The 21154-nt window shown below is 66.8% G+C and carries 22 protein-coding genes; 6 read left to right on the top strand and 16 right to left on the bottom strand.

All coding sequences use genetic code 11. The annotated features are described in order from the left end of the window. The first annotated feature begins 53 nt into the window (after nt 1-53). The gene (locus NNY25_RS05920) at nt 54-2420 is read left to right on the top strand and encodes a zinc-dependent metalloprotease (RefSeq protein WP_265570430.1); all 2367 of its coding nucleotides are present in this window, start codon (nt 54-56) and stop codon (nt 2418-2420) included. On the opposite strand, the gene NNY25_RS05925 is transcribed toward NNY25_RS05920, so the two are convergent. Beyond that, a complete protein-coding gene (locus NNY25_RS05925) occupies nt 2417-3007 on the bottom strand; it encodes a TIGR02466 family protein (RefSeq protein WP_265570431.1) in 591 nt (196 codons plus the stop codon). The genes NNY25_RS05920 and NNY25_RS05925 overlap by 4 nt on opposite strands. 87 nt (nt 3008-3094) lie before the next feature. On the opposite strand from NNY25_RS05925, the gene NNY25_RS05930 reads away from it, so the two are divergent. Continuing rightward, nucleotides 3095-3859, top strand: a complete 765-nt coding sequence (locus NNY25_RS05930; RefSeq protein ID WP_265570432.1) for a TIGR02466 family protein — start codon at nt 3095-3097, stop codon at nt 3857-3859. Here NNY25_RS05930 and pth read toward each other — a convergent pair whose 3' ends face one another. From pth to NNY25_RS05955, 5 genes are all read right to left on the bottom strand, one after another. Next, the gene (gene pth, locus NNY25_RS05935) at nt 3860-4429 is read right to left on the bottom strand and encodes an aminoacyl-tRNA hydrolase (RefSeq protein WP_265570433.1); all 570 of its coding nucleotides are present in this window, start codon (nt 4427-4429) and stop codon (nt 3860-3862) included. A gap of 81 nt (nt 4430-4510) precedes the next feature. Next, nucleotides 4511-5206, bottom strand: coding sequence for a 50S ribosomal protein L25/general stress protein Ctc (locus NNY25_RS05940; RefSeq protein WP_265570434.1), 696 nt, complete (start codon nt 5204-5206; stop codon nt 4511-4513). Nucleotides 5207-5354: 148 nt separating this feature from the next. Beyond that, nucleotides 5355-6269 (bottom strand): TraB/GumN family protein, encoded by a 915-nt coding sequence (locus NNY25_RS05945; RefSeq protein WP_265570435.1) that lies wholly within the window; start codon nt 6267-6269, stop codon nt 5355-5357. Nucleotides 6270-6311: 42 nt separating this feature from the next. After that, nucleotides 6312-6737 carry a hypothetical protein gene (locus NNY25_RS05950; protein WP_265570436.1) on the bottom strand — a complete coding sequence of 142 codons (426 nt, stop codon included), beginning with the start codon at nt 6735-6737 and terminating at the stop codon, nt 6312-6314. Then, complete coding sequence (locus NNY25_RS05955) at nt 6727-6918, bottom strand: helix-turn-helix transcriptional regulator (protein ID WP_265570437.1); 192 nt, start codon at nt 6916-6918, stop codon at nt 6727-6729. The genes NNY25_RS05950 and NNY25_RS05955 overlap by 11 nt, the downstream gene beginning before the upstream one ends. 276 nt (nt 6919-7194) lie before the next feature. Between NNY25_RS05955 and NNY25_RS05960 the strand changes: the two genes are divergently transcribed. Together NNY25_RS05960 and glyS are read left to right on the top strand one after the other, a co-directional pair. Next, nucleotides 7195-8052, top strand: coding sequence for a glycine--tRNA ligase subunit alpha (locus tag NNY25_RS05960; RefSeq protein ID WP_265570438.1), 858 nt, complete (start codon nt 7195-7197; stop codon nt 8050-8052). Further along, the gene (gene glyS, locus NNY25_RS05965) at nt 8049-10388 is read left to right on the top strand and encodes a glycine--tRNA ligase subunit beta (protein ID WP_265570439.1); all 2340 of its coding nucleotides are present in this window, start codon (nt 8049-8051) and stop codon (nt 10386-10388) included. The genes NNY25_RS05960 and glyS overlap by 4 nt, the downstream gene beginning before the upstream one ends. Nucleotides 10389-10415: 27 nt before the next feature. Here the strand turns inward: glyS and NNY25_RS05970 are convergent, their stop codons facing one another. The 8 genes from NNY25_RS05970 to NNY25_RS06005 all read right to left on the bottom strand — a co-directional run bounded on the left by NNY25_RS05970 (nt 10416) and on the right by NNY25_RS06005 (nt 17797). Further along, nucleotides 10416-10667 (bottom strand): hypothetical protein, encoded by a 252-nt coding sequence (locus tag NNY25_RS05970; protein ID WP_265570440.1) that lies wholly within the window; start codon nt 10665-10667, stop codon nt 10416-10418. 138 nt (nt 10668-10805) lie between these two features. Then, the gene (locus tag NNY25_RS05975; RefSeq protein ID WP_265570441.1) at nt 10806-11819 is read right to left on the bottom strand and encodes a type II secretion system F family protein; all 1014 of its coding nucleotides are present in this window, start codon (nt 11817-11819) and stop codon (nt 10806-10808) included. 9 nt (nt 11820-11828) lie between these two features. Beyond that, nucleotides 11829-12794, bottom strand: coding sequence for a type II secretion system F family protein (locus NNY25_RS05980; protein WP_420854349.1), 966 nt, complete (start codon nt 12792-12794; stop codon nt 11829-11831). Between the two features lie 77 nt (nt 12795-12871). Then, on the bottom strand, nt 12872-14137 hold the full coding sequence (locus NNY25_RS05985) for a pilus assembly protein CpaE (RefSeq protein ID WP_265570443.1): 1266 nt from the start codon (nt 14135-14137) through the stop codon (nt 12872-12874). Next, a complete protein-coding gene (locus tag NNY25_RS05990) occupies nt 14137-14769 on the bottom strand; it encodes a CpaD family pilus assembly protein (protein ID WP_265570444.1) in 633 nt (210 codons plus the stop codon). The genes NNY25_RS05985 and NNY25_RS05990 overlap by 1 nt, the downstream gene beginning before the upstream one ends. 26 nt (nt 14770-14795) lie before the next feature. Beyond that, nucleotides 14796-16256: a type II and III secretion system protein family protein gene (locus NNY25_RS05995; protein ID WP_265570445.1), complete on the bottom strand. Its 1461-nt coding sequence runs from the start codon at nt 16254-16256 to the stop codon at nt 14796-14798. Nucleotide 16257: 1 nt separating this feature from the next. Further along, nucleotides 16258-17277 (bottom strand): Flp pilus assembly protein CpaB, encoded by a 1020-nt coding sequence (gene cpaB, locus NNY25_RS06000; RefSeq protein WP_265570446.1) that lies wholly within the window; start codon nt 17275-17277, stop codon nt 16258-16260. Nucleotides 17278-17323: 46 nt separating this feature from the next. After that, nucleotides 17324-17797, bottom strand: a complete 474-nt coding sequence (locus NNY25_RS06005; protein WP_265570447.1) for an A24 family peptidase — start codon at nt 17795-17797, stop codon at nt 17324-17326. A 49-nt stretch (nt 17798-17846) separates the two neighbouring features. Between NNY25_RS06005 and NNY25_RS06010 the strand changes: the two genes are divergently transcribed. Next, nucleotides 17847-18959 carry an NAD(P)/FAD-dependent oxidoreductase gene (locus tag NNY25_RS06010; RefSeq protein WP_265570448.1) on the top strand — a complete coding sequence of 371 codons (1113 nt, stop codon included), beginning with the start codon at nt 17847-17849 and terminating at the stop codon, nt 18957-18959. 25 nt (nt 18960-18984) lie between these two features. Here the strand turns inward: NNY25_RS06010 and rnhA are convergent, their stop codons facing one another. Continuing rightward, entirely contained in the window at nt 18985-19443 is a 459-nt protein-coding gene (gene rnhA, locus NNY25_RS06015; protein WP_265570449.1) for a ribonuclease HI, read from the bottom strand. 1 nt (nt 19444) lies between these two features. Next, complete coding sequence (gene ispH, locus NNY25_RS06020) at nt 19445-20392, bottom strand: 4-hydroxy-3-methylbut-2-enyl diphosphate reductase (RefSeq protein WP_265570450.1); 948 nt, start codon at nt 20390-20392, stop codon at nt 19445-19447. A gap of 95 nt (nt 20393-20487) precedes the next feature. Here ispH and NNY25_RS06025 point away from each other — a divergent pair, with 95 nt between their 5' ends. After that, nucleotides 20488-21117, top strand: a complete 630-nt coding sequence (locus tag NNY25_RS06025) for a hypothetical protein (RefSeq protein WP_265570451.1) — start codon at nt 20488-20490, stop codon at nt 21115-21117. The last annotated feature ends 37 nt before the right edge of the window (nt 21118-21154 follow it).

Consider the following 21154-nt stretch of genomic DNA (forward strand, 5'->3'; position numbering starts at 1 on the left):
CGGGCGTCCGTGTGGTTCATTGCGCCGGCGCAAGGACATCGGGAGCAGGCGGCATGAAGCGATTGATCGGGACGGCGATGATGGGGGCAGCGCTGGTGCTGGCAACGCCCGCCGGGGCGCAGGACGCGCCGCTGATGACGCTTGCGAGCAAGGCCGACAGCAAGCTCCTGTTCCGTTTTCCGGCTCCTGGCGCGGATGGCGTGGTCGGGCGCTACATCTACGTCTCGCAGCTCGAAAGCGGGCTGGGCTCGGCGCAGATCGTCCTCGACCGCGGGGTGACGAGCGACAGCCGCCTGCTGGTGCTGCGCAAGGTCGGCGACCGGCTCGTCGCCGAGGTGCAGAACAGCCGATTCATCGCCTCGCGCGGCAACGAGGACGAACAGCGCGCGATCGACCGCAGCTTCGCCAAGTCGGTGTTGTGGACGGGAAAGATCGACAAGGTGCGCGCCGACGGTGCGTTCGACATCGACCTGTCCGCCTTCTTCCTGCGCGACGATTTCGGCATCGCCCGCACGCTGGGCGATGGCGGGGGCGGGGATTTCTCGCTCGACAAGGAGCGCAGCCTGGTCCTCGCCGACGAGGTCAGGATCTTCCCGAAGAACGCGGAAGTCTCGAGCCTGCTGACGGTCGTTTCGGACAAGCCCAAGCCAGAGATCGCCAACATCGCACCCGATCACGGGACGCTTAGTTTTCGCCTGCGGCACAGCCTGATCGCGCTGCCCGAGCCCGGCTACCAGCCGCGCCTCGCGCCCTACGGCTACAGTTTCGGGACGCAGGTCGTCGACGCCTCCGCGCCGCTCGGCCAGCCGATGGTGCGCGACCTGATGATCCGCTTCCGCCTCGAGAAGGAAGAGCCGGGCGCGGCGCGCAGCCGGGTGAAGAAGCCGATCGTCTTCTACGTCGATCCGGCTGCCCCCGAAGGCGTGCGCCAGGCGCTGATCGAAGGCGTCGGCTGGTGGCGCGACGCGTTCGATGCGGCGGGGCTCATCGACGCGTTCCGGGTCGAGCTGCTGCCCGAGGGCGCCGACCCGCTCGACGTGCGCTACAACGTCGTCAACTGGGTCAACCGCGCGACGCGCGGCTGGTCCTATGGCGGGGTGGTGTTCGATCCGCGCACGGGCGAACTGGTGAAGGGACTCGTCCAGCTCGGCTCGCTGCGCGTGCGGCAGGACATCATGATCTTCCAGGCGCTGGTCGGCGCGGGGCTGACGGGGACGGGCGATCCCAACGATCCGATCGACGCCGCGCTCGCGCGCATCCGCCAACTGGGCGCACACGAGGTCGGCCACGCGCTCGGTTTTTCGCACAATTTCGCCGCCTCTACGCAGGAGCGCTACTCGGTGATGGACTATCCCGCGCCGCGCGTGACGCTCACCGAGGACGGGGCCTTCTCGCTCGCCGACGCCTACGGCGTAGGGGTGGGGGCGTGGGACAAGTTCCTCGTCGACTATGCCTATGGCGCGCGCACCGATGCCGAAGCGGCGCCCAAGGTCGCGGCAGCGCGCGCCGCGGGCCTGCGTTTCGTCGCCGATCCGGTGGCGCGCCCGCTCGGCGCGGCGCATCCCGAGGGCGGATTGTGGGACGACGGCGCCCAGCCGGTCGCCGAGCTGCAGCGCGTGCTCGCGGTGCGCGACGCGGCGGTCGACCGCTTCTCGATCGCGGCGGTGCCGGCCGGGGCGAGCCAGGCCGAATTGCGCCGCGCCTTCGTGCCGATCTGGCTCCTCCATCGCTACCAGGCCGAAGCCGCCGCCAAACAATTGGGCGGGGTGTATGTCCCGACCGCGTTGGCGGGCGAGGCGGCCCGCGCGCAGACCGTGGCCGGGGCGGCGCAGCACGAGGCGCTCGACGTCCTCCTCTCGGCGCTCACGCCCGAGCGGCTCGCGGTGCCCGCCGACGTGCTGCCCTATCTCTCGGCGAGCGAGGCGAGCTACGACCGCCAGCGCGCGATCGAGCTGATCGACACGGCCGGCGGGCCGGTGTTCGACCCGATGGCAGCCAGCGAAGTCGCGGCGATGGCGGTGATCGCGCCGCTACTTGCCCCCGACCGGCTCGACCGGATGGAAGCCCAGCATGCCGCCGATGCCAGCGTCCCTGCGCCGCTGGAAGTGGTCGACAGACTGATCGGTGCGGCCTTCACCGGCACGCGCGGCAATGCCGCGATGCGGCGCGTGGCGACCGTGGCGGTGCTCGCGCTGGCGAAGACGGCACGCGACCCTGCGCTCTCGCCGAGCATCGCAGTGGCAATCGACGACCGGATGCACGCGCTGGGTGCCTCGCTGGTCGGCAATGCCGGGTCGAGCGAGGCGGACAGCTGGGGCCGCGGACTGGGCGCGCTGCTACTCGACCGCGAGCGGATGGACGCGCGGCTGGCCATGCCGGGCGCGTTGCCCGACCTCCCGCCGGGTTCGCCGATCGGCTAGGCGAAGTTGAAACTAACCGAGAGGCGCTCGCCCTTGCCGCGGTGGGGCAGCACCTCGTGGCGAAGGAAGCTTTCCCACAGGAGCAGGGTGCCGGGCTCGGGGGCGATGTCGATGAAGGGCCGCAGATGCTCGGGCGCGTGCTCGTTGCGGATGGGCGCGGCCATCATCATCGCCAGGCGCGGATCCTCGAAGCGGATCGCTCCCGCGCCGTCCGGAATCTCGACGTAGAACGTGCCCGACAGGATCGAATGCGGATGGATATGCGCCGAATGCACCGCGCCCGGCTTCATCAGGTTGACCCATAGGCTGTCGATTTTCGGGCGCACGTCCCAGGCAAGCTCCTTGGCAAAGCCGCGCGCTTCCTTTTCGAGCAATTTCTTCAGGTCCGCGAAGACGGGGTCGCGCATCGGCAGGTCGTCGAGCGATGCGTAGCTCGTATAGCCCTTATAGCCTTTTTCGCTGCTCCAGCGGCGTCCGGCGTTGTCGTCTTCGGCGAGCGTGCGGATCGAATAGGCAAGCTCGTCGAGCAGGTCGGGATCGTCGATGCGGCCCTCGTGGAGCGGCGAGGCGAACAATAGTCGGGTCATGCGCGCCCTTGCATCCCTTTTTGCCTTGCAACGTCAAGCCCTCGCCGCCGATAGTGGCGTGACATTCTATCAGGGGGGCTTCGTTCAGTGGCACACGAGTTGAAGGCGTTGCAGATGCTGTTCCCGACGCCGGTCGCGGCGTTCGAGATCAAGGACTTCGAGCGGATCAACAAGCAGTTGCTCGAGGAGATCGAGGTGCGGCGCAAGGCGGAGGAGGGGATCACCCGCTCGAACCGCGCCGGCTGGCACTCGACTCTCGATTTTTTCCAGCGCCCCGAGCCAGCGCACCGCGAACTTTCCCAGGCGATCCTGCAGGCGGTTGCCGCGCTGACCCGCCGCGTCGCGGGTCAGAAGGACATGCTCGCCAAGTTGAAGCTCGAGTGCGACGGCTGGGTCAACGTCAACCCGGCGGGCGGCTACAACATCCCGCACGACCATCCGGGCGCGTTCTGGTCGGGCGCCTATTACGTCAAGATTCCCGAAGCGCTGCAGAAGGACGAGAATCCTTCGGCGGGCGCGATCGAGTTCATCGACTGCCGCTCCGCGCCGACCGGGCAGGGGTTGGTGAAAGCCAAGCATTTCATGGGCTCGATCCCGATGAAGCCAACCGAGGGTACGCTCCTCGTTTTCCCGTCGACCCAGAAGCATTGGGTGCACCCCAACAGCTCGGAAGAGGAGCGCGTGACGATCGCCTTCAACGCGAAGGTCGTCGTCAATCACGCCAAGATGCGCGCCGCGGCCGAAGAACAGCTTCGCGGCGGTTACGGCCAGGCCCAACTTCCGGGTGGCGACAAGAAACCCGCCGTCAGGAAGGTCGACGGCCGCAAGAAGGCACCCGCGAAGACCAAATAGTCAGTCCTGGCAACGCAGGGCGACGTCGTTCATGAAACGCGCGTCGTCGCCCTCGGCCAACCGGTCGGCTTCCGCACCGATCGCCGCGAGCATCCGGCCGAGCGCGTCGATCTCGCTCTTGTGATAATTTCCGAGCACGTGGCCGGTGACGCGGTCCTTCGAGCCGGGATGGCCGATGCCGATGCGCACGCGGCGGAAATCCTTGCCGAGATGCTTGTCGATCGAGCGCAGGCCGTTATGGCCCGCCAGCCCGCCGCCCATGCGCACTTTGACCTTCATCGGGGTAAGGTCGAGCTCGTCGTGGAAGACGGTGACGTCACCGAGGTCGAGCTTGTAGAAATCCAGCGCGGCGCGAACCGACCCGCCGCTTTCGTTCATGTAGGTTTGCGGTTTCAGGAGCACGATCTTGTCGCTCCCGATGCGCCCTTCGGCGGTCAGCCCCCGAAACTGCTTCTTCCACGGCGAAAAGCGATGGACCTCGGCGATCTCGTCGAGGGCCATGAACCCGACATTGTGCCGGTGCGCCTGATATTTGTCGCCCGGATTGCCGAGCCCCACCCACAATTGCATGGGCACTCCTTAGCCAAGAAAAAGGCCGCCGCCCACAGGGGCGACGGCCGTTTTTTCGTGAGTGCCGGATTGGCGGGAGGCTTATTCGCCGTCCTTGGCCTTGGCCTCGGCGTCGCCCTCGGCATCGCCTTCGGCTTCGTCGCCATCCTGCTCCATCGCGGGAACTTCGTCAGCCGCGACTTCTTCCTCTTCCTCTTCGCTCGACTTCATCGCCGACGGCGCCACGACGCCCGCGATCGTGAAGTCACGATCGTCGATCGCCGACTTCGAGCCTTCCGGCAGCTCGACCGCCGAGATGTGGACCGAATCGCCGATGTCGAGGCCGGCCAGGTCGATGACGATCTGGTCGGGGATGTTGCTGGCGTCACAAATGAGCTCGAGCTCGTGACGAACGACGTTGAGCACGCCGCCGCGGGTGAGACCCGGCGACTTTTCTTCGCCCGTGAAGTGCACCGGGATGGCGACTTGGACGGTCGCATCCTTGGCAAGGCGGAAGAAGTCGACATGGACCGGACGGCTGGTGACCGGGTGGAACTGCACGTCCTTGGGAAGGGTGCGGTGCTTGTCCTTGCCCACTTCCACCGACACGACGGTGTTCATGAAGTGGCCCGTCTGCAGCATCTTGACGAGGAGCTTCTCCTCGACGTGAACCGAAACCGGATCCTTCTTGTCGCCGTAGATCACGGCGGGCACCCGACCATCGCGGCGAAGTGCACGGGAGGCTCCCTTGCCAACCCCTTCGCGCGGCTCGGCGGGCAGCGTCAGCTGATCGCTCATTTGCTTGTCTCCAAAAGATAATTTCGTTGTTCGACCGGTTCTCGCCACGCCTCCAGGGATGACCATGGCGACGGTCGAAGCGCGCCTATAGGCAAGGGCGCCGCTTTGTGCAAGCGACGCCCTTCCTTTTTCGCGTATTCGCGGGGACTTAGTGGACCCGCGTGACGGTCAGCCCTTCGGCCTTGAGCATGTCGATCACGCTGTTCTCGCCCGCGAAGTGGCCCGCGCCGACCGCGACGAGGATCGTGCCCGGCTGGGCAAGGCGCGCCTCGAGCTGGTCGGTCCAGTCGGCGTTGCGGCGCACCAGGAGCGCGTCGTACAGCTCCTCGGAACTGTCGAAGTCGTCGTTGAAGGTCTCCGCGATCTTGGCGACGTCGCCCGCCACCCAGGCCGACTGCATCTTCTCCATCATGGTGCGATACTCCTCTTCGTCGGTGACGACGTCGGCAAGGAAGGCGCGCTGCGCTTCTTCGCTCAGCGTGTCCATGTAGCCGAGCTGCTTGCGCAGGCTTTCGAGTTCGCCGATCGGCTTGCCGGCCTCGACGAAAGCGCTGCGCAGCTTGTACTCAACCCCCGACTTGGGATCGAACCCGATCTTCTGGATCTGCAGCGAGGCGAGGGTGGTCGCGGCGAACCAGCTCTCCATCATGTTGTAGGCCTGTATCGGCAGCCCGCTCTCGGCGACCATCGTGGTCAGCCGGTCGCGCTTGTCGGCGGGCACGCGCTCGAGCAGCGGGGCCTGGCCGGGAGTGAAGCCCATTTCCTGGAGCGTGGGCGCCACCGCGGCCGGGTTGTCGAGGTCGAGGTCGACCTCGATGACGAGTTCCTCGGCCTCGTCGATCGCCCGGCGGATGCGCGCATCCTGCCAGTCCAGGCCCTCGGGCAGCATGTGGAAGGTGCCGAGCAGGTAGATGGTGGTGTCCTCGTCGGCGAGTTTCCACATCGCGGGTCCGCTGGCGACGACAGGGGCCTCGGCGGCCGCGGTGACGTCCATGCCGGTCTCGGCGGTGGCGCAGCCGCTCAGGGCGACGAAGGCGACCGAGGCTAGAAGGGTCTTGATCATGTCGGGTGGTTCCTTTTTTTACGAAGGGGTCTTGGTGGAATTTTATCGGGCGGCCAGCTTGCGCCAGCCATAGACGAGGACGGTGAAGACCAGCGTGGCGGCGTAGATCGCCCAGTGGTTGACCGCAGGCACGAGGCCCGCTTTCTCCAGCAGCCACCATGCCGGCAGGGCGGCGATGTAGAAATAGAGGCCGTAGAGGCTGGCCCACAGATTGTCGGCCGTCTCCAGTTCGTCGACGCTGCGGTAGAACCAGATCGACGTCACCACGAGGCCGACGACCCCGACAAGGACTGCGGCGATCGCGAAGACGGGGCTGGTCAGGAGGTCGAGCCCGCCGCGTCCCGCGCCCACGCCGGTGGCGAATCCCGCGATCGAGCTGACCGCCATGGCGGCGAGGATGGTCTTCCAAAAGCGGGCGCGGCGGGCCGCGAGGCGCTGTTCACCGGTCATGCTGTCATCATTGGTCATGGAAAATCTCTTCGATGGACTTTTCGAACAGGCGGGCGATCTTGAAGGCGAGGGGCAGCGAGGGATCGTGCTTTCCGGTCTCGATCGCGTTGACCGCCTGGCGCGAGACGTCGAGGCGGCCGGCCAGTTCGGCCTGGCTCCACCCGGCGATCGCACGCAGGACCCTGAGCTCGTTCTTCATCGGATCAGAAAATCAGCTTGCCCAGCGCGTAGCCGATGGCGATGCCCGCGGCTCCAAAGAGCATGACGATGGCGACGAGCTTTGGCGAGTTGCGCTTCAGGCCGGTTTGCGAAGTCATGTAATCACGTCCTTTTGTCAGGTAATGGTGACATATTGTCGCGATTCGCTGACAATGTCAACAACTCCTGACACAATGTCGCGATAACCTTCCATTTCGTCTCGATTTCAAGGGTTTCTTGACCGGGGGCGCATGCGTGGGCAAAGCGCATCCCCATCATGCTGAGTTTCCAAGACCTGATCCTGACGCTGCACGCCTATTGGGGCGAACAGGGATGCGCGATCCTCCAACCCTACGACATGGAGATGGGCGCGGGGACGTTCCACCCGGCAACCGTGCTGCGCGCGCTGGGCCCCGACCCGTGGCGCGCCGCCTACGTCCAGCCGTGCCGCCGCCCGACCGACGGGCGCTATGGCGAAAACCCCAACCGCCTCGGCCATTATTACCAGTACCAGGTGATGCTCAAGCCGAGCCCGGAAAACCTCCAGGACCTTTATCTCGGGAGCCTCGCCCAGATCGGGATCGACCCGCTCAAGCACGACATCCGCTTCGTCGAGGACGATTGGGAAAGCCCGACGCTGGGCGCCTGGGGGCTCGGCTGGGAAGTGTGGTGTGACGGGATGGAAGTGACCCAGTTCACCTATTTCCAGCAGGTCGGCGGGTTCGACTGCAAGCCGGTCGCGGGCGAACTGACCTACGGGCTCGAACGCCTCGCCATGTATATCCAGGGCGTCGACAACGTGTTCGACCTCCAGTTCAACAATCACGGCATGACCTACCGCGACGTCTTCCTCGAGAACGAGAAGCAGATGTCGAAATGGCATTTCGAAGTGGCTGACACGGATAGCCTGTTCGACGCGTTCAAGAAGGCCGCCGCGGAGGCCGAGAACAGCCTCGAGCACGGCGTCCCGATCGCGGCCTACGAGCAGGCGATCAAGGCCAGCCACATCTTCAACACGCTGCAGGCGCGCGGCGTCATCTCGGTGGCCGAGCGCCAGGCCTATATCGGCCGCGTGCGCGACCTCGCCAAGGGCGCCTGCGCGGCGTGGATCGAGCATATGGGGTATGACACGTGAGCGACTTCCTGCTCGAACTCTTTTCCGAGGAAATTCCGGCCCGCATGCAGGCGCAGGCGCGCGCCGACCTCGAACGCCTGTTCAGGGCGCAGCTCGATGCTGCGGGTCTCAAGGCGGACGGCATCACCACCTATTCGACCCCGCGCCGACTGGCGCTGATCGCGACCGGGCTGCCTGAGCAGACCCAAGCCGTCAGCGAGGAAGCCAAGGGGCCGCCCGAGGGCGCGCCCGACCAAGCGGTCGAGGGCTTCTGTCGCAAGAATGGCGTGACGCGCGACCAGCTCGAAGTGCGCGACGTAAAAGGCCGTGCGACCTATTTCGCGGTCATCGACAAGCCGGGGCGGGCGAGCGCCGACATTCTCGGGCCCGCCATCGCCGCCATCGTTCGCGATTTTCCCTGGCCCAAGTCGATGCGCTGGGGGCCGCGCTCGGCCTCGAGCGAGAGCCTGCGCTGGGTGCGCCCGCTCCACCGCATCGTCGCGATCCTCGGCGAGAGCGTCGTTCCTGTTGATCTGAAGCAGATCAAGGTGACGAGAGACGAGACGCACACGCGGTTTACGAATATTCCGACGGGTATATCGTCAGGCGCCGCCACGCTCGGCCACCGCTTTCACCACCCGGGCGAGATCACCATCGGCGGCGCGCACGACTATGTCGAGAAACTGCGCGCCTGCCACGTGCTGGTCGATCACGAGGAACGCCAGGACATCGTGCGCAAGGGCGCGGCCGATGCCGCCGCCAGGGCCGGCCACGAACTGATCGAGGACGAGGGCCTGGTGATCGAAAATGCGGGCCTGACCGAATGGCCGGTACCGCTGCTCGGCAGCTTCGATCCTGCTTTCCTCGACGTGCCCGAGGAAGTGATCCAGCTGACCGCGCGGCTCGACCAGAAATATTTCGTGATGCGCGGGAAGGACGGGCGCATGGCGCCCAATTTCGTGCTGACCTCGAACATCGACAGCAAGGAGCCGGACGCGGTCGTTGCGGGCAACGAGCGCGTGCTCGCCGCGCGCCTGTCCGATGCGCGCTTCTTCTGGGAAAACGACCTCAAGGTTCCGCTCGCCAGCCTGTCGCCCAAGCTGGGCGACATCGTCTTCCACGAGAAATTGGGAACGCTCGCCGCCAAGGTCGAGCGCGTCGCGCGGCTCGCCCGCTGGATGGCCGAGGAAGGCATCGTCAAGGCAGACCCCGACGCGGTCGAACGCGCCGCACGGCTCGCCAAGAACGACCTCGTCACCGGCATGGTCGGCGAGTTTCCCGAGTTGCAGGGCATCATCGGCGGCCACCTCGCGCGGGCGCAGGGCGAACCCGACGCGATCGCCGATGCGGTCCGCGACCATTACAAACCGGTCGGGCAGGGCGACGATGTCCCCACCGCGCCGGTCACTGTCGCGGTCAGCCTGGCCGACAAGCTCGATACGCTCGTCTCCTTCTTCGCGGTCGACCTGCCGCCGACTGGGTCGAAGGACCCGTTCGCGCTGCGCCGCGCCGCGCTCGCGGTGATCCGCCAGGTGCTCGAGACCGGGATGCGCGCCTCGCTCGCCATGATGGCGCTGCGGGCGAGCTACCACCTTTACCAGCAGCGCATGGACGAGCGTCGTCGCGACGTCGCCCGGTCGGTGATCGAAGGGCTGACCAAGGCGCTTGGCCGCTCGCCCACCATCCGCGAGCTGCAGCGCGCCGTGTCGGGCCGCGAAGCGCAGTTCGAACATATCCAGTTCGCCGCCGATATCCGCGCCGGCATCGATCCGCTGCTCGATTTCTTCGCCGACCGGTTGAAGGTCCAGCAGAAGGAAGCGGGTATTCGCCACGACCTGATCGACGCGGTGTTCGCGCTGGGCGGAGAGGACGATCTCGTGCGCCTGCTCGCGCGGGTCGAAGCGCTCCAGTCGTTCATGGACACGGACGACGGCGCCAACCTCCACGCCGCCTACAAGCGTGCCGCCAACATCCTCAAGAAGGAAGGCGTCGAAGGGCAGGGGGCGATCCCGGGCACGCTGGTGCAGGACGGCGAGGAAGACCCGCTTGCCCTGGTCGACCAGGGCCAGGCGAGCGCTGCTGCGGCGATGTCCGATCCCGACCTCGAACCGGCCGAGCGGGCGCTTGCCGATGCGCTCGTCAAGGCGGGGCCCGTCGTGACGCAGGCGATCGGCGAGGAGGACTTCACCAGGGCGATGGGAGCGCTCGCGTCCATCCGCCAGCCGATCGACGCCTTCTTCGACGATGTCACGGTCAACGACGAGGATGCGGGCAAGCGCAAGCGGCGCCTCGGCCTGCTCGCGCGCTTCCGTGCGCTGGTCAACGGGGTCGCGGACTTCTCGAAGATCGAGGGATAGGCCGACGCGCCGGAAGAAGGGCGCGTATCAGTCGACTATATCGGGTTTGCCGTCGCGGTCGCTGTCCTTGAGGGCGGCGGCGCGCAGGCTGTCGCGCTCACGCCATTCGGTCTCGGACGCCTTATAGTCGGCCTCGATCGCCTCGCGCCGTTCGACTTCGGCGCGATACAGCGTCTTCCACTTCTTGCCGCGGCCCGACAGCAGGAACAGGCCGACGAGGATGCCGAGCACGAACACGAGGGCGAGAATGACCCACTGGTCGGGTGTGAAGGCGGTCATGGGCGTCTCCGTGATTGTTGCGATCTCTCCGCTTCGACGCGCGTGAGGCGTGCTTGTTCCTGAAAACGAAACCGCCGCCGTCCACGTACGCGGACGACGGCGGTCCTTCCCCCCACCAGGGAAGCTCGTGTGTCTGGCCTACCGGTTGATGAAGTTGTCCGAGATGGCACAGGCCGCCGGGCCGAGAATGACGATGAACAGCACCGGCAGGATGAACAGGATGAGCGGCACGGTCATGATCGCCGGGAGGCGCGCGGCCTTTTCCTCGGCGCGCATCATGCGCTCGTTACGGAATTCCGCCGAGAGGACGCGCAGCGCCGACGCGAGCGGCGTACCGTATTTCTCGGTCTGGATCATGGTCGTCACCACCCCGCGGACCGCATCGAGGTCGACGCGGCGCGACAGGTTTTCGAACGCCTGGCGGCGTTCGTTGAGGAAGCCCAGCTCGATCGAGGTCAGGCCGAATTCGTCGCCCAGTTCGGGGTAGGCCTTGCCGAGTTCCTTCGACACGCGGTCGAATGCGGCGTCGACGGTAAGGCCGGCCTCGGCGCAGATGACCAGCAGGTCGAGCGCGTCGGGAAGACCCTTCTGGATCAGCTGGCTGCGCTTGGTGATCTTGTTCTTCAGCCACAGGTCCGATGCCTTGTAGCCGAGGATCATCGAGCAGGCGGTGGCCGCATATTTCTTGAACCAGCCCCACTCGGGGAAATAGTCGAAGCCGTAGATGACCAGTGCCACCATGCCGCCCAGCACGATCGGGCCGACGAAGCGCGCGGCGATGATGTAGACGGCCAGATCCTTGTTGCGGATACCGGCCTGCATCAGCTTCTGTTGCGTCTTCTTGACCTGGTCTTCCTGCAGCATCTTGAACTGCGAAAGGAAGTTGCGGACCGAATCCGCGGTCTGGTTCTTGTGGCGCAGGCTCTTGCGCTTGTTGGTCGAGGCGACGATGCCGGCTTTGAGCTGCTCGCGGCGCTCGTTAAGCGCCTTGACGCGCTTGGCCATCGGGTCCTTGACCGTGGTCGCCGCGTAGATCGCGGTCAGCACCGCCATCGTGGCGACCGCCGAGAGCATGGTGGCGACCCAGATGACGTCCACGCCCAGAAGGGTGGGGCCGGCAGCGGCGACGATGAGGTGGGTAAGAGTGTCCATGGGTTCCACCTAGATCTCGAAGTTGACCATCTTGGCCATCATGAAGGCGCCGATCGACATCCACACGAGGCCGCCGAGACCGGCCACGATGAGGCGCTGGTCGACGAAGAAGTTGGCCATGTAGTTCGGGTTGATCATCCACACGAGCGTGAAGACGATGAAGGGGAGCGAGCCCACGATCAGGGCCGAGGCCTTCGATTCCGAGCTCATCGCCTTGATCTTGAGCTTCATCTGCGCGCGCTTGCGCAGCACGTCGGCAAGGTTGGACAAGGTTTCGGCGAGGTTGCCGCCCGTCTCGCGCTGGATCGCCAGCGTGATGACGAAGAACTGGAATTCGGGCGTGCCGAGGCGGTCCGCGGTTTCCTGGAGCGCGGCCTCCATCGTCTTGCCGATCTTCATCTTGTCCGACACGGCCGAGAATTCGGTGCCGACGGGGCCGGGCAATTCGCCCGCCACGATTCCGAGCGTCTCGGTGATGGGCAGACCCGAACGCAGGCCGCGCACCATCAGTTCGATCGCATCGGGGAAGTTGGTGTTGAAGTTCTTGATGCGCTTCTTGATCAGGAAGCCGACGCCCATGTGGGGCACGCCGATGCCGACGAACAGGCCGACGAAGAAGGCGAGGAAGAAGGGCGCGCCGCGCAGCAGCAGCAGCGCCATCACGAAGAAGGCAATCCCGAGCGAGACCATCGCATACTTGCCCAGGCTGATCTTCTTGCCGGTCTGGTCGAGACGCAGCTTGAGGAGCGCGGGGCGCGGGATCAGCGTCGAGGCGAGGCCTTCGACCTTGCTCTGGCGCTTTTCCATCAGCTTGCGGATCTGCATCTGCGCGCTGGCCTTGAGCGCGCCGCCTTCCGCGTGGCGGTTGCGCATGACCTCGACGCGGCGCTTGAGCGCCTTTTGCGGCGAGGGACCGCTCATCCCCTTGTAGGCGAGGATGCCGGCACCCAGCAGCATGATGGCGAAGATGGCGATCAGCATCGGTGGACTTCCTTCAACTCGTGGCGGGGTCGGGGAGGGGCGCGTGAGCCCCGTCCCCTCTCACCCGTTCGTTACGCGGCTTCGGCCTTGGGCTTGCTGAGCATCGACTTGAGACCGTCGACGATCGACTTGCCGTTTCCGCTCTTCTCGACGATGTCCGCCCCGTCGTCCGAGGCATGGCTGAGCACCATGTTGGACAGCGTCGCGAACGGCTGGGCGATCTTGCCCGGCGCGATCTCGGCGAGCGGCTTGCCCAGCTTGGCGGCCTGCGCGGTCGCCTTGGGGTCGGCCGGGAACACGACGTCGATGCCGCGTTCGATCGACTGCTCGAAATCCTTCTTGGAGATTTCGAGCGCGCCGCCGCCCGGCACGCGATTGGCGACCACGATGACCTTGGTCTGCGGCGCGTTCGACTTGAGCCAGGCGAGGATGCGGATCGTGTCGCGGGTCGCGGCGAGCGACAGTTCGCTGACGACCACGGCGACGTGGGCGTCGTGCACCATGTGCGGATACTGGATCAGCATTTGGCGCGGCAGGTCCATGACGGTCGATTCGAACGCGTTCTTCATCTCTTCCTGGAGCTGGAAGAAAGCGGTCCCGTCCGTCATCATCGGCTGGTTGATCGGCGCTTCGGCCGAGAGGACCGAGAGGCGCTCGTTGGCACGCACCATCGCGCGCTCGATGAACAGCCCGTCGATGCGGCTCGGATTCTCGATCGCGTCGGTCAGGCCGCGGCCCGGCTCGAGGTCGAGGCTGAGCGCGCCCGTGCCGAAATGGATGTCGAGGTCGAGCAGCGCGGTCGAACGATGCGCCTTCTCGCCGAACATCCAGGCCAGCGAGGTTGCGATGGTCGAGGCGCCGACACCGCCGCGCACGCCGATGACCGCGGTCATCACGTGGGGCTTGTCGACATGCGCTTCGGTGCGCGGACCCGACAGCATCGCCTGCGCGGCCGAGAAGGTATCGCGCAGCTGGTCGACCGTGAACGGCTTCAGCAGATAGTCGTGGATGCCCGACGCGACGAGGTCGCGGTAGAGGCGGACATCGTTGACCTGACCTGCCGCGATGACGATCGTGCCCGGCTCGCAGACTTCCGCGAGGGCGTTGATGTCATTGAGCGGGTCGGCCGATTCCGACAGGTCGATGAACAGGACGTTCGGGCTGGCGCTGACCGACAGCGACTGCACGGCGTTGCGAAGTCCACCCTTGTTCACCTTGTCCGGCGACCAGCCATACTCGACCGCGATCGGGCGGAGCATGTCGACGGTTTCGTCGTCGCAGACGAAGGCGGTGAACGGTTCGCGGAGGCCCGCGCGAGCCTGGAAAGGCGCGTTCATTACTTGTCCTCCTTCTTGGTGGTGATGTCCTGCAGGCCGGTTTCGCCGGTCGGACGCTGCGCGCGATAGCTGTCGAGCGCGCGGATGGTGGTGCGCGGATCGATCACGCCGGTGCCCGCGCGGCCGAAGACGAGGTCCTCGGGATTGGCGACCATCGCGGCGCGGTTGGCGTTCACGGCGCAGCCGTAATTGGCCATCGTGCCGTTGCCCGGGTTGGGGTTGGACGTGTCGTCCCAGTCGGGGCAGCCCGGCACGGTCGCCCGCGCGCGGCTGACGACGATGCGCGCCGTGCCCGGCTCGATCGAGCCCTGCGTGACCGGAGCGCCCTGGGCGAGCAGCAGGCCGTAGCGGCCGGCGATACGCGCGACGTCGTCGCGGGCATAGCTGGCGCCCATGCCGTCGAGATAGACGCGGTCGCCGTACCCCACGCCGAGCGAGCTCATCCACGCATCGAGCGCGGCCTCTCCGGCAGGGGTGACGCCCGCGGCCGAGACTGGCACGTCATAGGCATAGTTGGTGCGCTCGACGACCGGGACCTTGACCGCGGCGAGACCGCGGCGGGCGTCGTCCTCGGGACCGTAGGTGCAGCCGGCGAGGGTCGAGGCGACCAGGAAAAGTGCGATTTTCTTCATCGTGAGATCCTTTCCTATCCCGCGGCTTACATCGAGAAGCCGGGCTGCGCGGCCGTCGAGGCCGGGGCAACGCCGGGAGCGACGGCGGGCTGGTCGACCATGACCGGGCGACCGGTCACGCCTTCAGGGCCCGAGACGCCTTCGTAGGTCTTGCCGAGGAGGTAGCGATCGGCGTCGTAAGGCGCGCGATAGCCGTCGATCGGCAGCGAAAGCTTCTGCGACACGGGCTTGACCAGGTAGGGCGTCACGATGATGACCAGTTCGGTCTCGCTGCGACGGTAGCTGGTCGAACGGAACAGCGACCCGATGATCGGCAGGTCGCCGAGGAACGGCGCCTTTTCGATGTCGTTGGTCGCCGCGTTGCGCAGCAGTCCCGCGATCATGAAGCTCTGGCCCGAACCCAGTTCCACCGTGGTCTCGGCGCGGCGGGTGGTGATACCCGGCACGTCGAAGCCGTTGAGGCGGATCGAGCCTTCCGCGGTCAGTTCGGAAACCTCCGGACGCACGCGCATCGAGATGCGGCCGTCGGCGAGAACGTAGGGAGTGAAGGCGAGGCCGACACCATATTCCTTGTACTCGATGGTCACCTGGCCGAGCTCGGCGCTGATCGGGACGGGGAATTCGCCGCCCGCCAGGAAGCTCGCCGTCTCGCCCGAAAGGGCAGTCAGGGTCGGTTCCGCGAGCGTGGTGACGAGACCGTCATTCTCCGCCAAGTCGAGCGCGCCGATCAGGTCGACACCGAACAGCTTGCCGGCCAGACCGATGGTCGAACCGCCAGGCACGTTCTGGATGGCGAACCCGTTATTACCGCCCGAGGGGATGATGTCCCCGCGGTTGATCGAGAACTGGGTCCCGTCCGTCTTGTCGCTCGAGAAGATGTTGAGACCCATCTTCTTGACCATGGTGCGGTTCACCTCGGCGATGCGGACCTGCAGGTTGACCTGCAGCGGCGTCGCGGTGCGCAGCCGGTTCACGACACCCGTGCCCTCGCCGACATAGGCCTGGACAAGGCGCTGGGCAGTCGAGGCGTCGTCGGGATCGGCGACGGTGCCGGTCAGCAGCATGAGGTTGTTCATCGGCGTGGCGACGATGCTGGCTTCGGGCATGGCGAGGCGCAGCATCTCGTCGATCGACGAGACGTTGTTGCCCACGCGCACCTTGGCCGAATAGACCACGTTGCCGCCGGCACCGGTCGCGTAGACCGTCGTCTCGCCGGCATTCTTGCCGAAGATGTAGATCTGGCGGTTCGAGCGCACCTGGACATCCGCGATGGCATCGTTGGCGACGAACAGGTCGCTCATCGAGCCGGGCAGCTGGACCAGGGTGCCGGTGTTGACCGACAGGTTGAGCGTTTCGTCCGGGGCCACGGCGCCCGTCTGGGCAGCGGCCGCCGGGGCGGCGAGGCCGACCGGGCTGGTGGCGATCGCCAGCGCGGTGAGCGCGGCGGCCATCAGCGGGCGGCGGTTTTGGGCATGCTTGTAGGTCATGTTAGCGAGCTCCCACCGGAACGACGGTGACGTTGTTGCCGCGCGCGACCCGGACGACCGGTCCGCTTGCGTAGACGGGGGCGCTGCTCGCGGCCGGCTTCCCATTGCCGCCTCCGCCAGTATTGCCGCCGCCGCGGTTCTGCGACGGGATGGACGAGCGCTGGAAGCGCGAGACCTGGCCGCCGACAGTATAAGTCGGGTTGGTATCGATCGGACGATTGGCGACCGCGAGGAGGAGCTTGCGCTCTTCGCCCGGGGTGGCGTCCTCGGGAACGACCACTTCGCCCGCCGCCACCGCACGCTCGAGCTCGGCCGTGTTGTCGGCGATCGAGCGCAGCGAGAGGCTGAGGTCGCCGATCGACTGCGCGACGGCGATCTTCTCGGCGATCTTGGGCGTGACTTCGACGGTCACGGTCGAGAAGGTCTTCACCTCGATCTCGCCGTCCTCGTTCTTCTCGTCGATCCGCTGGTCGGTGGCGAGCACGCGCAGGTTGCGCACGATCGTTTCCGACGTCTTGAGCGGGGGACCGTCCTCTCCTTCCACCTGCTGGGTCAGCACGAGGTCGACGCGGTCGCCCGGAAAGACGAAGCCGGCGACGCCGCTGGTGGCGGAGACGGGGACCGTGATGGCGCGCATGCCCGGCCCGAGCGCCGCGGCGAGGAAGCCACGGTCGTTGGGGCCGACGAGCGAGCCGCGGGTGATCGGCTGGCCGGCAGCGATCGCGGTGCGAACCACGGTGCCGTACAGCGCGGCCGGATCCGCATCCTCTTCCTCTTCCGTGTAGTAGGTGCCCTGGATCATCTCCTTGGGCCACGGCTGGAAGACGAGCGAATCAGGCTCGATGATGGTGCCGACCGGAAGCGGCTTCTTGGCGATCAGCACCTTCGGCCCTACCGGGATGACCGGCGCGGCGTTGGCTTGCTGGGCACCGGCCCCGGCAAACATGTTCTTGGCCATGACAGCGGCAACCACCGCGATGACCAGTGCTCCGACGAGCAACATCAGTTTCTTTGCGTTCATGGCGAATACGCCTCCCCAGATGGGTCCCCTCAATGCTGCCTAGAGATCAGGCAAAATGGTTAAGAAAGCGTTGGGCGACATTCCAAAGCGCGCCGATGGCGATCGCGACGCCATACGGGATCTTCGGATTTCCTTCTTTTCCGCGAATTTTGTGATTGAGCGCAGCAACCAGCGTTACGATTCCGCCCGCGATGGACATGACGACAAGGAATCGCGCGGTGCCCATCGGCGAGAACCACAGCGCCGCTGCGGTCGCCAGTTTGACGTCCCCGCCACCCATCACGCCGAATCTGAACGCGACCGCGAGCAGGGCGAACAGGCCGGCGGCAATTCCCGCCTGGATCGCCGCGTCGGGCCACAGCGGCAGGCCGCTGCTCCACCAGTAGAGCGGCGCGAGCAGCGCCACAGCCAGGCTCAACCGGTTGCGGATAAGGTAGGTCTGCACATCGCGCACGGCCGCATAGACCATCAGCAGCGCGAAGAGGCCGACCAGGATTTCGGTGAAAATGCCGTTGATCATGAAACAAGGGCCTAGACGATCCGGCTTTCCAAACCGTAACCAACCCGCGATGGACGCGCCTTCCACCACTTGCGACATCCTGATCGTCGGCGGCGGTATCGCCGGGGCGAGCCTCGGCGCCGCGCTGGTCGCGCAAGGCAGGCAGGTGCTGCTGGTCGAGGCGGAAAGCCAGTGCGGCTACCACGCAACCGGGCGTTCGGCCTCGTTCTGGCTCGAAAGCTATGGCGGCCCCGCCGTCGCCCCGCTCAGCAGTGCGTCGGGCAGGGTGCTGGCCGAGCCGCCGGCAAGGCTTGGCGGGACGAGTTTCCTGCGCCGGCGCGGCGCGGTGCACATCGCGCCCGATGCGGCCGCGCTCCCCGTCCTCCCGGCCCCGGTGGACACCCGCGCGATGGACCGCCGGGCGCTCGAGGCGCTGCTGCCGGGGCTTGCGCCGCGCTGGCAGGCGGGACTGGCCGAACCGGGATGTTCGGACATCGACGTCGCGCGGCTCCACCAGGCCTATCTGTCCGCGTTCCGCCGCGATGGCGGCACGGTGGCGACCGACTGCCGTCTCCTCGGGGCAGTGCGCGAGGGCGATGGCTGGCTGGTCTCGCTGTCGGGCGGACGGAGCGTCACCGCGCGCGTCATCGTCAATGCGGCCGGTGCATGGGCGGACGACGTCGCGAACGCGGTAGGCGCCGCGCCGGTCGGCATCGCGCCGCTGCGCCGCACGATGGTCCAACTGCGGCTAGACCGCACGGGGCTGCGCGACCTGCCGCTCGTCACCGATGCGGCCGGGACCTTCTATTTTCGCGGAGAGGGGGAGCGGACGATCTGGCTTAGCCCGCACGACGAGATCGCGAGCGATCCGTGCGATGCCGCGCCCGAAGAACTCGACGTCGCCACCGCGATCGATCGCTTCGAGCAGGTCGTCGACTGGAAGATCGAGGCGGTCGAGCGCAAGTGGGCGGGGCTGCGCAGCTTCGCCCCCGATCGCGTGCCGGTGTTCGGATGGGATCCGCGGTTGCCCGGCTTCTTCTGGTGCGCGGGCCAGGGCGGATTCGGGATTCAGACCGCGCCCGCCGCGGCCGATCTCGCCGCCGCCCTGCTCCTCGATCGCCCTCCAGCGGGGGCGGCCGAGGGCCTCGACCCGGCGCCGTTCGACCCGTCGCGCCTGTCCTAGTCGCGCCCGGTCTCGCTGACGGCGACTAGTCGCCCGCCCAGTTCTTGGCCTGCGCAGTCGCCAGTTCGTCCGCGCGCTCGTTCTCCGGGTGGCCCGAATGGCCCTTGACCCAGTGCCAGTCGATGCGGTGGCGCGATTGTGCCTCGTCGAGCGCCTGCCACAGGTCGGCATTCTTGACCGGCTTCTTGGCCGCGGTCTTCCAGCCGTTCTTGCGCCAGCCGTGGATCCACTTGGTGATCCCGTCGCGCACGTAGACGCTGTCGGTGGTCAGTTCGACCCGGCACGGGCGCTTCAGGGCATTGAGCGCCTCGATCGCGGCCATCAGCTCCATGCGGTTGTTGGTCGTCTCGACGTCGCCGCCCGACAATTCGCGCTCCTCGCCGTTCCAGCGCAGCACCGCGCCCCAGCCTCCGGGCCCCGGATTGCCCTTGCACGACCCGTCGGTGAAAATCTCGACGATCCCGGTTCCGCTCCCCCCGGCCACGTCAGGCGACCAGCTGGCGCGGCAGCTTGAAGACCATGCCTTCGGGCTCGTGCTCGGCTTCGATTTCGGTCACGTCGAATCGCTCGGCGAGGGCGTCGATCACTTCGCGCACCAGGACCTCGGGGGCCGACGCGCCGGCGGTGATGCCGATCGCCTGCGGACTGCCGAGCCACGCCCAGTCGATGTCGCCCGCCCGCTCGATCAGCCGGGCGGGAACGCCGAGCCGGTCGGCGACTTCGGCGAGGCGGCGCGAGTTGGAGCTGTTGGGCGCGCCGATCACCAGCATGCGCTCGCACTTCGCGGTGATCGACTTGACCGCCGCCTGCCGGTTGGAGGTGGCGTAGCAGATGTCCTCGCTCTTGGGCGCCTGGATCGCGGGGAAGCGCTGCTTCAGGATCTCGATGATCGCCGCGGTATCGTCGACCGACAGCGTGGTCTGGGTCAGGAAGCCCGTCTTCTCGGGGTTCGCCACGGCCAGCGCGCGCGCGTCCTCCTCGGTCTCGACCAGCGTCATGGTGCCGTGCGGCACCTGTCCGAAAGTCCCGATGACCTCCGGATGCCCGGCGTGTCCGATGAAGACGATGTGAAACCCGTTATCCACCATCCGCTGCGCCTGGCGGTGCACCTTCGAGACGAGCGGGCAGGTCGCGTCGAGATAGTCGAGCCCGCGCGCTTCGGCCGCGCTGGGCACCGCCTTGGGGACCCCGTGGGCGGAAAAGACGACCGGGCGCCCGTCGGGCACCGAATCGAGCGTCTCGACGAATACCGCGCCCAGCCCGCGCAGTCGGTCGACGACGAAGCGGTTGTGGACGATCTCGTGGCGCACGTAGACAGGCGGGCCGTAGCGTTCGAGCGCGAGCTCGACGATCTTGATCGCGCGGTCGACGCCCGCGCAGAAGCCGCGCGGCGCCGCGACGTGGACGGTGAGGGGGGATTTGGAGACACTCATTTGAGCGCCGATGTAAGCGATTGCTTGCAGGCTTGGAAGGCGCTTCCTATGGATGGCGCCAATCGCTCTTCGAACAGTCCACGAGGTTTGCTGCCGTGAAATTCCGTCTCCTGTCGCTCGTCGCGCTTGCTTCGCTCACTGCCTGCGGGGGCGGCGACCGTCTCGAGGACGGCGGGGTCTACACGGCCCGCTCGCTCTGCCCGCAGGTCGGGATCCCGGCCGGCACCGGCGACGTCACCAGTTTCTCGGGTAACGCCGCGAGCTCGGCCAACATCGACGTGGTCGCGACCCTCACCAACCTTCGCGGCAGCTGCTCGGACACCGGCGCGGACGTCATCTCGACCGCGACCTTCGACGTCCTCGGCCAGCGCCGCGACGCTGGTCCGGCGCGCACCGTCACGCTCCCGATCTTCAACGTCGCCATGCAGGGCGGCACCTCGGTCGTCGCCAAGCGCGTCGGGCAGGTGTCGCTCTACTTCGCCGACGGTGCCGTCACCGCGCAGGCGCAGGGCACGTCGACCATTCGTGTCAGCCGCGCCGCGGTCACGCTGCCCGACAACGTCCGCGCCGAACTGACCCGCGAGCGCAAGCCGGGCGAAGTCGATGCCGCCATCGACCCGCTGACCATTCCGGTGGTGCGCGAAGCGGTCGCCCGTGCGACCTTCGAGCACCTTGTCGGCTTCCAGCTGTCGGATGCGCAGCTGCGCTACAACGCGACCCGATAAGGCGAAAATTTCACGCGCGCGCCTGCGTGCGATTGAC

The sequence above is a fragment of the Sphingomicrobium nitratireducens genome, from assembly GCF_026157035.1.
Taxonomy (GTDB): domain Bacteria; phylum Pseudomonadota; class Alphaproteobacteria; order Sphingomonadales; family Sphingomonadaceae; genus Sphingomicrobium; species Sphingomicrobium nitratireducens.

Excerpts from the sequence above, each read along its gene's own strand:
- NNY25_RS05920 (WP_265570430.1), top strand. The coding sequence starts at position 54 with ATGAAGCGATTGATCGGGACGGCGATGATGGGGGCAGCGCTGGTGCTG.
- NNY25_RS05925 (WP_265570431.1), bottom strand. The coding sequence starts at position 3,007 with ATGACCCGACTATTGTTCGCCTCGCCGCTCCACGAGGGCCGCATCGAC.
- pth (WP_265570433.1), bottom strand. The coding sequence starts at position 4,429 with ATGCAATTGTGGGTGGGGCTCGGCAATCCGGGCGACAAATATCAGGCG.
- NNY25_RS05940 (WP_265570434.1), bottom strand. The coding sequence starts at position 5,206 with ATGAGCGATCAGCTGACGCTGCCCGCCGAGCCGCGCGAAGGGGTTGGC.
- NNY25_RS05945 (WP_265570435.1), bottom strand. The coding sequence starts at position 6,269 with ATGATCAAGACCCTTCTAGCCTCGGTCGCCTTCGTCGCCCTGAGCGGC.
- NNY25_RS05950 (WP_265570436.1), bottom strand. The coding sequence starts at position 6,737 with ATGACCAATGATGACAGCATGACCGGTGAACAGCGCCTCGCGGCCCGC.
- NNY25_RS05955 (WP_265570437.1), bottom strand. The coding sequence starts at position 6,918 with ATGAAGAACGAGCTCAGGGTCCTGCGTGCGATCGCCGGGTGGAGCCAG.
- NNY25_RS05960 (WP_265570438.1), top strand. The coding sequence starts at position 7,195 with ATGCTGAGTTTCCAAGACCTGATCCTGACGCTGCACGCCTATTGGGGC.
- NNY25_RS05970 (WP_265570440.1), bottom strand. The coding sequence starts at position 10,667 with ATGACCGCCTTCACACCCGACCAGTGGGTCATTCTCGCCCTCGTGTTC.
- NNY25_RS05975 (WP_265570441.1), bottom strand. The coding sequence starts at position 11,819 with ATGGACACTCTTACCCACCTCATCGTCGCCGCTGCCGGCCCCACCCTT.
- NNY25_RS05985 (WP_265570443.1), bottom strand. The coding sequence starts at position 14,137 with ATGAACGCGCCTTTCCAGGCTCGCGCGGGCCTCCGCGAACCGTTCACC.
- NNY25_RS05990 (WP_265570444.1), bottom strand. The coding sequence starts at position 14,769 with ATGAAGAAAATCGCACTTTTCCTGGTCGCCTCGACCCTCGCCGGCTGC.
- NNY25_RS05995 (WP_265570445.1), bottom strand. The coding sequence starts at position 16,256 with ATGACCTACAAGCATGCCCAAAACCGCCGCCCGCTGATGGCCGCCGCG.
- cpaB (WP_265570446.1), bottom strand. The coding sequence starts at position 17,277 with ATGAACGCAAAGAAACTGATGTTGCTCGTCGGAGCACTGGTCATCGCG.
- NNY25_RS06005 (WP_265570447.1), bottom strand. The coding sequence starts at position 17,797 with ATGATCAACGGCATTTTCACCGAAATCCTGGTCGGCCTCTTCGCGCTG.
- NNY25_RS06010 (WP_265570448.1), top strand. The coding sequence starts at position 17,847 with ATGGACGCGCCTTCCACCACTTGCGACATCCTGATCGTCGGCGGCGGT.
- ispH (WP_265570450.1), bottom strand. The coding sequence starts at position 20,392 with ATGAGTGTCTCCAAATCCCCCCTCACCGTCCACGTCGCGGCGCCGCGC.